This is a genomic window from Acidovorax sp. 59, assembly GCF_002754175.1.
GTDB classification, from domain to species: Bacteria; Pseudomonadota; Gammaproteobacteria; order Burkholderiales; family Burkholderiaceae_C; genus Acidovorax; species Acidovorax delafieldii.
The window spans coordinates 3177659-3190345 of record NZ_PEET01000001.1 but is presented as its reverse complement, the minus strand read 5'-3'; the positions used below and the strand labels follow the sequence as shown (position 1 = coordinate 3190345).

14 protein-coding genes are annotated in these 12687 nt (G+C 64.7%); 5 read left to right on the top strand and 9 right to left on the bottom strand.

Translation table 11 applies throughout. The features are described from left to right. Positions 1-46: 46 nt before the first annotated feature. The 3 genes from CLU87_RS14450 to CLU87_RS14440 all read right to left on the bottom strand — a co-directional run bounded on the left by CLU87_RS14450 (position 47) and on the right by CLU87_RS14440 (position 2476). A complete protein-coding gene (locus tag CLU87_RS14450) occupies positions 47-814 on the bottom strand; it encodes an MHYT domain-containing protein (protein WP_099730893.1) in 768 nt (255 codons plus the stop codon). Positions 815-1070: 256 nt separating this feature from the next. Beyond that, a complete protein-coding gene (locus CLU87_RS14445; RefSeq protein ID WP_056748160.1) occupies positions 1071-1805 on the bottom strand; it encodes a response regulator in 735 nt (244 codons plus the stop codon). Further along, a complete protein-coding gene (locus tag CLU87_RS14440; RefSeq protein ID WP_199170832.1) occupies positions 1802-2476 on the bottom strand; it encodes an excisionase family DNA-binding protein in 675 nt (224 codons plus the stop codon). Before CLU87_RS14440 ends, CLU87_RS14445 begins: the two co-directional genes overlap by 4 nt. A 149-nt stretch (positions 2477-2625) precedes the next feature. Here CLU87_RS14440 and CLU87_RS14435 point away from each other — a divergent pair, with 149 nt between their 5' ends. From CLU87_RS14435 to CLU87_RS14420, 4 genes are all read left to right on the top strand, one after another. Beyond that, the gene (locus tag CLU87_RS14435) at positions 2626-2997 is read left to right on the top strand and encodes a response regulator transcription factor (RefSeq protein ID WP_099730891.1); all 372 of its coding nucleotides are present in this window, start codon (positions 2626-2628) and stop codon (positions 2995-2997) included. Positions 2998-3077: 80 nt separating this feature from the next. Further along, positions 3078-3773 carry an HD-GYP domain-containing protein gene (locus tag CLU87_RS14430; protein ID WP_233193875.1) on the top strand — a complete coding sequence of 232 codons (696 nt, stop codon included), beginning with the start codon at positions 3078-3080 and terminating at the stop codon, positions 3771-3773. 70 nt (positions 3774-3843) lie between these two features. Next, positions 3844-4656 carry an ABC transporter substrate-binding protein gene (locus CLU87_RS14425; RefSeq protein WP_099730890.1) on the top strand — a complete coding sequence of 271 codons (813 nt, stop codon included), beginning with the start codon at positions 3844-3846 and terminating at the stop codon, positions 4654-4656. A gap of 1 nt (position 4657) precedes the next feature. Beyond that, positions 4658-7195 carry a PAS domain S-box protein gene (locus tag CLU87_RS14420; protein WP_099730889.1) on the top strand — a complete coding sequence of 846 codons (2538 nt, stop codon included), beginning with the start codon at positions 4658-4660 and terminating at the stop codon, positions 7193-7195. Positions 7196-7282: 87 nt separating this feature from the next. On the opposite strand, the gene CLU87_RS23350 is transcribed toward CLU87_RS14420, so the two are convergent. The 6 genes from CLU87_RS23350 to CLU87_RS14395 all read right to left on the bottom strand — a co-directional run bounded on the left by CLU87_RS23350 (position 7283) and on the right by CLU87_RS14395 (position 11734). Beyond that, complete coding sequence (locus CLU87_RS23350) at positions 7283-7453, bottom strand: hypothetical protein (RefSeq protein WP_008902830.1); 171 nt, start codon at positions 7451-7453, stop codon at positions 7283-7285. A 107-nt stretch (positions 7454-7560) separates the two neighbouring features. Continuing rightward, a complete protein-coding gene (locus tag CLU87_RS14415) occupies positions 7561-8457 on the bottom strand; it encodes a transglutaminase family protein (protein ID WP_099730888.1) in 897 nt (298 codons plus the stop codon). Between the two features lie 333 nt (positions 8458-8790). Further along, the gene (locus CLU87_RS14410) at positions 8791-9459 is read right to left on the bottom strand and encodes a histidine phosphatase family protein (protein WP_099730887.1); all 669 of its coding nucleotides are present in this window, start codon (positions 9457-9459) and stop codon (positions 8791-8793) included. Beyond that, positions 9437-10405, bottom strand: a complete 969-nt coding sequence (locus CLU87_RS14405; protein WP_099730886.1) for an MBL fold metallo-hydrolase — start codon at positions 10403-10405, stop codon at positions 9437-9439. The genes CLU87_RS14410 and CLU87_RS14405 overlap by 23 nt, the downstream gene beginning before the upstream one ends. Before the next feature lie 162 nt (positions 10406-10567). After that, complete coding sequence (locus CLU87_RS14400) at positions 10568-10936, bottom strand: hypothetical protein (RefSeq protein ID WP_099730885.1); 369 nt, start codon at positions 10934-10936, stop codon at positions 10568-10570. Positions 10937-10981: 45 nt separating this feature from the next. Further along, positions 10982-11734 carry an IclR family transcriptional regulator gene (locus tag CLU87_RS14395; RefSeq protein ID WP_099730884.1) on the bottom strand — a complete coding sequence of 251 codons (753 nt, stop codon included), beginning with the start codon at positions 11732-11734 and terminating at the stop codon, positions 10982-10984. Positions 11735-11823: 89 nt separating this feature from the next. Between CLU87_RS14395 and CLU87_RS14390 the strand changes: the two genes are divergently transcribed. Beyond that, entirely contained in the window at positions 11824-12654 is an 831-nt protein-coding gene (locus CLU87_RS14390; protein WP_099730883.1) for an SDR family oxidoreductase, read from the top strand. Positions 12655-12687: the final 33 nt, after the last annotated feature.

Below are 12687 nucleotides of genomic sequence, written 5' to 3'. Positions count from 1 at the left end.
CCGAATGCACCCTGGTGCAGCCCTTGTTTTGCGGTTGCTGTCTGGTTCAGGCCGCACGGCCGCGCTGCTGGCCGATGGAGCGTTGCATCCATTGCACATACAGATCCACCGAAATCAGCACGGCCATGGCAAATGCGCAGGCGGCCACGATGGGGCCGAGGCCCAGCGAGCTGACCAGCCCGACGCCCTGCACGGTGGCAAAGCGGTTGGGGGTGGTGCAGACGAATTCGGCAGCACCCATGCCGGTGTAGTGCATGGCGCACACGGCGGCGGCCATTAGCAGGGCGGCCCCCACGCGGCTGCCCAGGCGGCGGGTGTTGAAGGCCAGCCACAGGGCAGCCGTGCCTGCTGCCACCGCAATCAGCACCGACAGCGCGACGGTGCGCAGGTCCCAGTGGATGTAGCCGCCAATCTTCATGCCGTACATGCCCAGGTAGTGCATGCCCGCCACACCCAGGCCCAGCAGCAGTCCTGCGCCCAGAATCCGTGTCAGTTCCCGGGGTGCCTTGGACACCACGATGAGTGCAGCCGAGGTGCAGGCCACGGCCGCCAGCAGAGACACCGCGCTTTCAACGATGCCGTAGCTGCTGGCCACGTCCAGCCGCAGAGCCACCATACCCACAAAGTGCATGGACCACACCCCGATGCCGCCCAGCGCCACACCGGCCGTCAACGTGGCTGCGCGGTTGAGCGAGCCGTCCTTGTGGCGGATGCGGCGCGTGACCATCAGCGCGATCAGTGAACCAATGAACGCCAATGCGAACGAGATGGCGACAAGGTGGGGGCGGTATTCGGAAACGACGGTGGGGTCCATGGAGCGCTGCCTGAGACGGGGGGGAGGAGAGCTTCACACCGCATTTGAGGCGATTGAAACCAATTGTTTAAATATTAGACCAATTGGTTATTTTTTGCTCTGAATGGTTATTTTTCAGAAAAAAGGGTCCACCCCGGCTTGCTCATGGGTCTTCACGTTCGCCTTCCGGAGACGGCGATGGGGTGGGTGAATCGCCCGTCATCGGGCCTCTTCAAGGCCAGGGCGGTTGGTGGCCAGCCGGGCTGCTGGCGTGGGATCAGAGTTGCAGCAGGAAAGCGCGCAGCATGCGCCAATGTTCCTGGCATGCCTCTGCGGCAGACTGGGCGGCTGCGTTTTCCAGCTGGCGGGCGCGCACGCTCTGCGTCGGATGGCCCAGGGTGAGCAGCACGGTGGCCAGGCTGTGTGCCAGGCGCCGCAGCGCCGGCCAGTCTTGCGCTGCGCAGGCCGCGTCACCTTGCCGCACGTCGGTAGGGAACTGCTGCAGGCAACTCGCGCAGTAGGCCTTGAACAGAAACTCGTCGCCCGCAAAGTGGGTGGCAATGGCCTTAGCCTCATCGTCGGCCGCTTCATCGGCAGGCGTGGCTGTTGTGGCTGGCGCATTGGCAGGGGTATCCGCCACCAGCGCCAGCGCATCGGTTACACAGGCCTCCAGCTCTGCCACCGATGCAGGTTTGGACAGCATGCGCCACACCTTCATGGCCTGGAGTTGCTCGCGCACTGGCGGCGTCAGGCCCGCGCTGAATACCGCCACCGGAATTCGGCGTTCGTGCACAGGCTCTTGCAGCAGCCGCTGTACCAGGTCAATGCCGGACTCGCCCGGCAGCATAAGGTCCGTGATGATGAGTTCCACGCCTCCCGCATGCAGCGCCTGCATGGCGTCAGGCACGTTGGCGCAGGTCACCAGCTCGATGGGAAGTTCCTCGAGCGCCATCTGCACAAAGCGTGCGATGGAGCTGTCGTCTTCCACGAGCAGGACCTTGGGCGCGCTCATGCGGATACCTGGGCCTGTGGAATGCACGCGGCCAGAGCGCTAGGTAACTCGGCCACCAGCCGGGGCTTGTGGATCACCTTCACACCCTGCAAGGCAAATGCATACGGCTCGCGCTGTTGCTCGTCGAGCGAGGTGACCACGATGAGGTGGCTGCGCGCAAATTGGGGGTGCGAGCGCAGCGTGGTGATCAGGGTGGCGCCGTCGATGCCTGGCAGCAGGATGTCCACGATCAGCACCTCGGGCTGAATCTGCCCGTATAACGCAAGGCCGGTGATGCCATCGTTCGCCACCTGCAGCTGCACTCCTGGCAGGTGCTGCTGCACGATGAGGCCCACGAGGTTCTGGAAATGGATGGAGTCCTCGATCAGCAGGATTTGTGGTGCACGCCCTTTGGCTGGTCCCACCGGTGCGGCCAGGGGCGCGCGGCCGGCGACCGGAGCGCCGACGGCGGGTGCCTGGGCAGCGCCACCGGCGCCATGGGCGGTCATCCAGCGTTCCACCGATGCACGCGAGATGCGGCGGTGCCCGCCAGGGGTCTTCCAGGCCTCAAGTTCGTTGCGGTCCACCATCAGCTGGACCGACCGCACGGCCATGCCCAGCATCTTGGCGACTTCCAGCGTGGTGTAGTGGTCGGCCATGGCGTGCTCCGCGAGGGAATTGTCAGATTGCATAGATCGCACATTTTCTCCTAATTTTAATTTTTACTCGACTTGCAGTTGATAAAAATGATTGATATGATTCAATCAATGGCAAAAAATCACCTTAAATCGTGTTTTTTTGTATTCCAAGCCGATTCCCGGCCCCCACAAGAGCTACCGCCATGAAAAAGATCCTGATCGTCGAAGACCACATCGATATCCGCAAACTGCTCAAGATGACGCTGGAGTTTGATGACTTCGAGATCCACGAAGCTGCTACGGGCGATGCGGGCTGGCTGCTGGCCAGTGAGTTGCAGCCGGACATCGTGCTGCTGGATGTCATGATGCCGGGCACCCTTAACGGCCTGGATGTTTGCCGCCGCATCAAGTCCGACCCGGGCATGCGCCACACCAAGGTGATCATGTTGACCGCCCGGGTGCAGTCGGACGACAGGGCGGCAGGCTTCGCGGCGGGAGCCGACGACTACCTGATGAAGCCCTTCAGCACTCTGCAGGTTCTGGAAACCATCTACCGCATGGAGGCAGCGCTGTGACCTCCGTGCCTCGACCCGGGCACGAACTGCTGGCGCAGCCCATCGATGCACGTTGCTTTGATGAGGCTGCTGCAGCTCAGATGGAGAGTTTTGTGCGCGACTTCGGGCGCATGTACCGAGAGCGGAATGAAGCCCTGCGCGAGGTCACCCGCGCGCACCACGCAGCACTGTTGCACCTGTCGGCTGCGGCCGACCTCAAGGACGATGACACCGGCGTGCACATCGTGCGCATTGGTTACCTGGCCGAGGCCCTGGCCCTGGCTCTGGGGCAGACGGTGGGCTACGCACGCATGCTGCGCAAGGCCGCGCCCATGCACGATATCGGCAAGATCGGCACCCCCGACAGCGTGCTCAAGAAGCCCGGCAAGCTCACCCCAGAAGAGCGCCAGACCATGAACTGCCACGCCGCGATGGGTGCCGAGATCCTGGGGCGTTCGCACATTCCAGTGTTTCGCATGGCGGCCGAGGTGGCGCTCACGCACCACGAGCGCTACGACGGCCAAGGCTACCCGGCGGGCCTGTCGGGAGAGTCGATTCCTTTGTCGGGCCGCATCACCGCCGTGGTGGATTTTTTTGACGCGCTGACCATGGATCGGGTGTACCGCCCCGCCTTTGCGGTGCCGGTGGCGCTGGAGATGCTGGCGGCCGAGCGCGGCCGTGCTTTCGACCCGGTGATCGTGGACACATTTTTGGCGCATGCTGAAGCCATCGATGCGCTGCGTTGCAAGATCACGCAGGAATGTCCGTCTTTTGATGCGCTGATCGACGCGCCCTGATCCCCTTTTTCTGACCGCTCAGCGGCAGGCCACTGCGGGCACGGTGGTGTTATTGATCCAAGGAATCTCAATGATGATGACGATGATGCAGTGGCTGAAACCGTGGGCGTTGACCGTCACCCGCGTGGCGCTGGCCGTGTGTGCGACCAGCGCGCTGGCGGGGCCTGTGGCCGAGCGTGTCCAGAGCCAGTCGGTGTTGCGTGTGTGTGTCTGGCCGGACTACTACGGCGTGACCTACAGGCACCCGCGTACGCAGCAACTCGGGGGTATCGACATCGACCTGTCTGCCGAGCTGGCTCGAGACCTCAAGGCCAGGGTCGAATATGTGGACTCTTCTTTTCCGACTCTCATTGACGACCTGAACCAGGACCGTTGCGATGTGGCCATGTTTGCCATCGGCATGCTGCCCCAGCGGATGGAAAAGCTGGCTTTTACCCAGCCCTACATGCGCAGCGACATTTACGGCATCACCACCAAATCCAATACGGTCATCAAGCAGTGGGCCGACATTGACAAGCCGGGTGTGTTGGTGGGCGTGCAGGCAGGCACGTTCATGGAACCCATCATGGCCCAGCGCCTCAAGCAGGCCACGCTGGTGCGCATCCAACTGCCCGCCACCCGCGAGCGCGAACTGACTGCCGGGCGCATTGACGTGTTCATGACCGACTACCCCTACAGCCGGCGCCTGATGGACAACGCCGACTGGGCCCGGCTCATCGAGTCTCCCGAACCATTTTCGGTGCTGCCCTATGGCTATGCAGTCAAGCGCGGCGATGCCGCCTGGCTGGCTACGGTGGATGCCTTTGTGGCGCGCATCAAGGCCGACGGCCGCCTGCAGCGCGCGGCCTCTCAAAATGGCCTGAACGCCATCGTGGTGCGCTGATATGGCCGACCTCCAGGCGCTCCCTTCGGTCTGGACCAGGCTGCGCACGTGGGTGTCGCAGACCAGCCATCTGGTCCTCATCACCGGAGGGCTGTCGGCATTGGCGGCACTGGTGGCCGTCGGCGCGTTGGCCGTGAACGACTTTCGCACGGTGCGTACCAGCCACCAGAACCATGCCGCCATGCTGGCTCGGGTGCTGGAGGATCAGGCTACGCGCACCATGCAGACGGCCGAACTGGCGCTGGAGTCGCTGGCCACATCGCCAGCCCTCACGACGGTGGCCTCGGAACCCCGGCGTATGCAAGATGCCCTGGGCCAGGCGCTGGCAGCGCTTTCATTTCTTCGGGGGTTGGCCGTGGTGGACGCTGGTGGGCGAGTGGTCGCCAGCACCCAGCCCGGCGATGCCGAGAGTTTTGTGGACCTGGCCAAGCTCGGCCCTCTGGTGGCCGTGGGGCGGACGGTTCAGGGCGGCCTCACCCCGGGCCGCAGCCTACAAAGTGTGCGGCTGGGAGGCGCAGCGGCGGCGGCTCCTGCGGGTGTCGCTTTTATTCCTGTGATGCACGGCTACAAGAACGAAGCAGGGCAGGCGCTGGTGCTGTTGGCTTTGGTCAATCCCGACTCGCTGTCCAACTTTCAGCACCTGACGCTGGAGTCCGAGGTTTTTGACTCGGTGGTGACCTCGTACAACGGCCAGGTGTTGGCCACTTCGGGGGCCGCAGCTGCTCTGGCAGGTACGCGGGTGAACAACATCCCCGTCTTCAGCCAGTTCCTGCCCCGGCAGGAGCACGCCACCTACCTGGGCGTGGGTGTGCTAGGTCAGCGGCAGATCGTCAGTTTTCGGGCCTCTGCCGCCATGCCGCTGGTGGTGGTGGTCGAGACCTCGTACCGAACAGCCGTGCAGAGCTGGCTGGCGGATGCCCGCGCGCTGATCGGTATTGGCCTGGCCCTGGTGGCCCTGGTGCTGGGCCTGACCTTTGCCGTGTGGCGTGGCCTGCGCACCCGTGAGCGGGCGCGGCTGGCCATTGACGCTGCACAGGCCCGCATTGCCCGCAACGAGCGGGATCTGTCGGTGCTGATGCGCAGCGTGCAAGAGCTGATTTTTCGTACCGATGCGCAGGGCGTGATCACCTATGTGAATGCCCATTGGACTGTGATGACGGGCACGGCGCCTGACCGTGCCATTGGCAAACGTCTGCACGACCTGGTCGAGCCACAAAGCCGCAATGATGTGGCGCGGGCCATCGACCCCCGGTCGCCGGATGGAGTGCGGGTATGCCAGGTGGTGTCCCGCTCTGCCGAGGGCAAGGAGATGATGTTCCAGGTGGCAGTGGTGCCTCTGGTGGCTGCCGGGCGTGTGATTGGTTTTGCGGGCAGCGCGGTGGATGAAACCAAGCGCTGGATGGCCCAACAACAGCTACAAGCCCAAATTGCGTTTCAGGATCTGCTGCTGGAGACCAATCCGCTGCCCATCTCTGTGACTGACGCCCAGAACCGCTTTGTGCGCGTGAACAAGGCCTGGGAGGAATACAAAGGCCGTACTCGCACCGCCGTGTTGGGCAAGGCCTTTGACGAGTGCCTGCCGCCAGACGAGGCAAACGTACATAAGTCGGCCAACAAGCAGCTGCTGCGCTGGGGGGGGCGAGCCCTGGTCGAGACCCAGGTGCGCCATGGCGACGGATCGCGCCGCGACACGCGCCTGGCCAAGGCAGCCATTGCCGATGAGCATGGACAGGTCAGTGGTGTGCTCACCATCCTGATGGATGTGAGCGAGTTCCGAGAGGCCGAGCGCGCCACCCGGGAGGCGCGTGACGCGGCCGAAGAGGCATCCCGCACCAAGTCGGAGTTTGTCGCCAACATGAGCCACGAGCTGCGCACGCCGCTGCAGTCCATTCTGGGCTACGCCGAACTGGGCATGCTGCGTGGTCGCGCGCAGCCCAAGCTGGCGGGCATGTTTGAAGACATCCATTCCGCTGGCCAGCGCATGTTGACGCTGGTGAACGACTTGCTAGATGTCTCCAAGCTGGAGAGCACGGTGGGCACATTCCACATGGAGCGCATCGACTTGCGCGGCGTGGTGCGCCCGGTGATCCGCGAGCTGGAGCCTTTGCTGGAACGCAGCCACCTGATGATGGATTTGCGCATGCCTGACCTTCCGCTGGTGGCCAAGGCCGACCCGTTGCGGTTTCAGCAGGTGATCCGCAACGTGGTGGCCAACGCCATCAAGTTCTCGCCGCCTGGCAGCACGATCACCCTGGAGGGCTACGCGGACCCGCAGGGCCAGACGCATCTGGTGGTACGGGATGAGGGCCCGGGCATCCCTCCTTCAGAGCTGCAGAGCATTTTTGAGGCCTTTGTGCAGTCCAGTAAGACCAAGGATGGATCTGGGGGCACGGGCCTGGGCCTTGCCATCTGCCGCAAGATCGTCGAGGCCATGGGGGGGCGGATCTTTGCCGAGAACGTTCCGGCCAGCGGTGCAGCGTTTCACATCATCCTGCCCGCCAGAGGCCATGTGGAAACCATGCCGGCCCCGTTGCAATAACGGCTGTATCGCCCACAAAAAAAGCCCTCTGACGAGGGCTTTTTTTGTGGGTGCTGGCGGGGCGCCGCAGCGCCCCCGGAGGGCTGATCAGCCGCCCTTGCGCGAGCGCTTGCCAGGGTTCTTCTTGCTGCGCGTGGCGACACCACGCTCCAGGCTCACGCGCTGGCCACGGCCAGGGGTGTTCAGCGTCACGCCGGGCATTGGCTTGGGTTGGGGGGTGCGCTTGCGGTCTGCTTCGGTGACGATCTTGTTGCCCATGGTAGGTCTCTGAGAAAGTGGAGAAAGGGGCATATTAGGCCACAGCCGCAATCAGGGATGGCCAACAGGCCTTTCTGCCGCCCCCGCCAGAGGCGGCAGGTGGAAGGTCAAACTCCCGATTGCGCGACGAAACGCGCCCCGTACGAGGTCCCCTGGTCGGTGGACAGCGCCTCGGCGCAGTGGTGCGGCAGCACCCACCCCTGGGCAGGGTCCTCCAACGCGCGGGTGTGGATGGTGGGGGGCTGTGCCCGCACTCCGCCAAAGATGGTGGCAAACGCCACGTCGGCGGCATCTCGGCCGGTGCCAAACCGCAGCAGCCCCATGGGGATGGCCGTGCCCGAAGGGTCGAACAGATACCAGCGGTCGCCCAGATACACCTCCACGTAGGCATGAAAGTCCGGCGGGCCCAGCGCTGGGTCGGCACCGTAGTCGGTGCCCGTGGTGAAGCGGGCCGGAATGTTCACGGCGCGGCACAGTGCAATCATCAGGTGGGCGAAATCCCGGCACACCCCGACCTGTTCCACCAGCGTGTCGACGGCCGAAGTGTTGGAGTTGGAGGTGTTGGACGTGAACGCCACATGCCGGTTCACCCAGTCACGGATAGCCTGCACGCGGCTGTGGCCCTGCCACAAGGCGCCGAACTCGTTCAGTGCCAGCCGCAGCAGGCGGTCAGACTGGCAATATCGGCTGGGGTAGATGTAGCCCATCACATGCGGCGGGAGGTGCCGCACAGGCACCTCGGCCAGTTGGGTGGGGTCGGCACGGTGGTGGCGTATGTCCACCGTAGCGCTGTAGGTCAGCTCCAGCATGCCAGGCTCGCCATGCAGCCGGAGATAGCGGTTACCCGTCGCAGGGTCTGTGTGGATCTGGTGGGGAATGTCCTGGCTGAGCACCAGGCGCTCGTTGTGGACGATCTGGTGGGGTGTTTGCGCGGCGTGGATGTTGAACACGAAATCGGCGCCGTAGCTGTCGATCTCATAGCGCAGGTCAATCTGCAGGTCCATGCGAACACCACGCTGACTGCCTGGTATTGCCTGCGCTAAGGGCGCGCCGGCATTCGCGGGCCATCGCGCAGGCTCGTTGGACGCGGTGGTAAGGCGGGGGGTGCTGGAGAGGAAGGCCATAGCAGCTCTCAGCGACGGGGTCTGCAGGCTGCGGGTTCGCCCAGTGTGTGGGACGGTGTCATCGGCGGCTCCGGGGTATGCGCCGCGCCGGGGTATCTGGCAGGGCTGGGAATCTTCAGGATACGCCCCAGGGCATCGCCAGCGTGTAGTCCGATGGCCCGTGCACCAGGGTGCGCGGGAGCGCGATCTCCCGCCAGCATCAGCAGGCGCTGGTCAGGTTGATCCGGTGACCGAGAGCTTCGCCAGCACCTGCACGTCGCCACTTCGGGGGGCTCGCAAGATCAGCGCATCGCCCGAGCTGGTGCTGTCGCGTGCCAGATCGGACTGCACAAACATGTGGCTGAACCACACCTCAAACCGGCCATTGCGTGCAGACGCTGCGGCCAGCGCCTGGCGCAATTCGCGCAGGTGGCTCTCACCCGTGGTCTCGGAGTAGCCCCTGGGCGAACCCAGAGCCGTCCACACCTGTGGTGCACCGAAAGCCAGGGTGGCACTGTCGATGCAACGGCACCAGGGGCTTGACAGCACCTTCTCCGGACGCAATTGCCGCGTCTGGAACCACTCGCCAATGCGCCGGGCCTGGGCCCGGCCTTCATCGTTCAGGTTGCGCTGGGTGCTGCAGTCGCCCAGGCGGAAACCCGGGGGATCGAAGGTGCCGGGGGCCAGCGCGTGGCGAAACAACGCCACCACTCCGCCCTGGCGCAGCAAGACCTCGGCACCCGCTTCCTGGGCTGCCCAGGTCTGCAGGGCTGTGAGGGCCAGTCCGCTACCCAGTGCGCCTGCCGCGCCCCTGCCCAGCAAGGTTCGCCGTGTGACGCGCGTACCTTGCGTCGCAGCCTGATCCCCGGCTGCTTCGGCATCAGGCAGCTGGCTGGAAGGCATAGCCATTGCCCGCTGCTGCTACGCGGCCAAACGCAGGGAAGGGGAAATGGAAGCCACCCAGCATGGCATTGCTGGTGGTGATGCGCTGGAACACCTCGCGGCGGACCTTTCGCGCAGCCTCTGCGTCCATGTCAAAGGTCACGGCCCAGTCGGGATTGCGCGCGAACAATGCGGGCACGTTGGTCAGGTCTGCCACATAGAAGAAGTTCTGACCTGCCGACTTCAACTCGAACAGCGTGTGACCCGGCGTATGGCCGTAGGCGGCCACCGACTGGATGCCTGGCGCAACCTCGGTGCCCGCTTCAAACCGCACCAGCGCATCGGCGGGCATGGTGGCAAAGGTGCGACGCACATTGTCAAACGCACCCTTCATGCCTGCGGGGGCGGCGGCCATGCGCGCGTCGTCCATCCAGAAGGCATGTTCGGCTGCAGGCACCATCACCTTGGCCTTCGGGAACACCAGCTCACCCGCCTTGTTGCGGATTCCATTGATGTGATCGCCGTGGTAGTGGCTGACGAGCACGGTATCGATGTCGGAGGCCTGCATGCCAGCAGCGCGCAGACTGTCCAGCAGCTTGCCGGTGGTGGCACCACCAAACTCGCCCAGGCCGGTATCGATCAGGATCTTGCGTGCGCCCGTCACCACCAGGAAGGGGGTGTATGGCACATCGATGTAGTCGGTGGGCAGGCCTTGCGATGCAAGCAGCGCACGCACTTCGGCCAGCGGTGCGTTCTTCACAAATTCTTCCCCCAAAGGGCGGCGAGTGATGCCATCGTTCAGCGCGATCACCTCCACGTCCCCCACCTTCATGCGACGGAAACCAGGACTGGGCAAGGTGGGCGTGCCGAAATTGGGTGCGTTCTGCGCCCACACGGGCACGAACGAGCCCGCTGCGTAAACGGTGGTGGCCAGGCTTGCGCCCAGGAAGTGACGGCGTGACAGCATGAAACTCTCCAGTCTCGGGTTGAACTAATGAGTCGCAACTGTAGCGCCGGACCTCAGGAAAGCGTGGGCTGGCGCACTAACCTGTTTGCAACGTGGGGCTTTTGGTCGCTAATTGGGGTTAACCCTTTGAATTGGCTGGGGAAGAGGCCATGAGGAGGAGGCTCATTCCATATCGAAGGCTTCGCGCAAAGCGGTACAGAAGTCGCTGCTGCCACTGAGGGTGAGGGTCAGCGTGGTGCGCGGTGGCGCGGCACTGCCTGTGGTCATGTGCAGTTGCCCCATCGCATCGTCAAAGGACAAGGTCAAGGGGCTCTGCACCTCTTGCACGCCGTGCAGGTCATAGTGCCACGAGCCGCCGTCTTCCTGCGGTGCGCAGGCGCCGGGCCAGTGTGCATGCGCCCAGGCCAGCACGGCAGCGATCTCGTTCTGCAAGGCAGGCAGTTGCGCGGGCAAGACGCTGGCCATGGCATCCAGGGTGCCGTTGCCGTCAGCGTCTTCGCTGTAGTCAAAGTCGAGGTAGTTCAGTGGCATGGTGAGAGCAGATGGTGAATGCGTCAGGGGGTGTTGCGTGATGGCTCAAGCCCAGGTCCGGCCCAGTGCCTGTGCGGCTTCTCCCAGTCGGGGCACCAGTTGCAGCGCCCGCGTCAGTGGCATGCGGGCCGCAGGTGCCTGCAGTGCCACGGCGCTGCGCACCTGCCGCCGTCCGCCCGCCATCACGGGCACGGCCACACATACGAGGCCGTCCACAAATTCCTCGGCGTCCGTGGCATAGCCTTGCCGCAGGATCTGCTCCAGCTCGGCTTCCAGGGCGGCGCGGTCGGTCAGGGTGGTGGCCGTGTGGCGGGTGAGGGGCAGGCCGTCCAGGATGGCGGCCCGGCGTGCGGACGACAGGTGAGCCAGAAACAGCTTGCCGCTGGCCGAACAGTGGATGGGCACGCGGGTGCCGGGCCGCAATTCCATGCGCAGCGGAAAGGCGGACTCCACCCGGTCCAGGTAGATCACTTCTGCGCCGCTCAACGCAGTGAGGTTGCAGCTTTCTCCAATGTCCGCCACCAGTTGCCGCAGCACAGCGTGGCGCACTCCATGCTGGGTGCCCGCGCTCAGCGTGCTTTCGGCCAGGCGCAGCAGACGTGGTGCGGGGGTGTAGCGCCGCCCGTCTGGCTCGCGCGCCAGCAGGCCACCGGCCTCCAGCTGGCCCAGCATGCGGTGCACGCTGGGCTTGGGCCAGCCGGTGGCCTCGATGGCATTGCCCAGGCTGAAGGGCTGGCCCTGGGCGCACATCGTTTCCAGCAGTTCAAACAAGCGCAGGCTGGGCGGTGTGTTGGTCATAAATCTCGGAATTCGAGACGAATTCATAAAACATTTCGGGATTATTCAGCATTGTGGCTAAGCTGCAAACCCAATTCACCGGGAGCTTCATGACCGCCTTTTTCCAGAACGTAGTGCTCACCGGCGCCTGTGGCGGGCTGGGCCAGGCGCTGGCGCGCGAGCTGATCGGCCAGGGCGCCGTCGTGGCGCTGGTGGGCCTGAGCCGGCCCGTGCTGGAGACCCTGGCCGCGCTAGCGCCAGAGCGCTGCGCCGTCTACACGCCCGATGTGGCCGACACCACCGCCATGCAGGCCATGGCCGCCGACTGGATGGGCCGCCGGGGAACGCCTGACCTCGTCATCGCCAATGCCGGGGTGGCCGGGGGTTTTGACTCCGCCCAGGCCGACGACCTGGTCGTGATGCGGCGCATGCTGGAGATCAACCTGCTGGGCGCCGCCACCACCTTCCAGCCCTTTGTGTCGGCCCTGCGCGCGCAGCGGCGCGGCGCGCTGGTGGGGGTGGCCAGCATTGCGGGCTGGCGGGGCATGCCGGGCAATGGCGCGTACTGCGCCAGCAAGGGCGGGCTCATCCGTTACCTGGAGAGTCTGCGTGCCGAGCTGCGCGGCGATTCCATCGTTGTGAGCACGGTCAGCCCTGGCTACCTGCGCACCGCGCTCACGGCAGGCAACCGTTTTGCCATGCCCGGCCTGATGGAGCCCGAGGACGCCGCGCGTGCCCTGCTGGCCGCTGTGGCCCGGGGGCGCACCCACATCGTGCTGCCCGCGCGCATCGGTTGGCTGGCGCGCCTGTTGAACCTGTTGCCTGACGCTCTGCAAGACCGGCTGCTGCTGGGCCAGCCGCGCAAGCCGCGCGTGGGCGAAGCGGGGGCCACCGCCATTCCGGGGTTGCCAGTGCGCGCAGACAAGAACATCGACACCTGAGAGAGAAAAAACCGAATGACGACAACAACAACG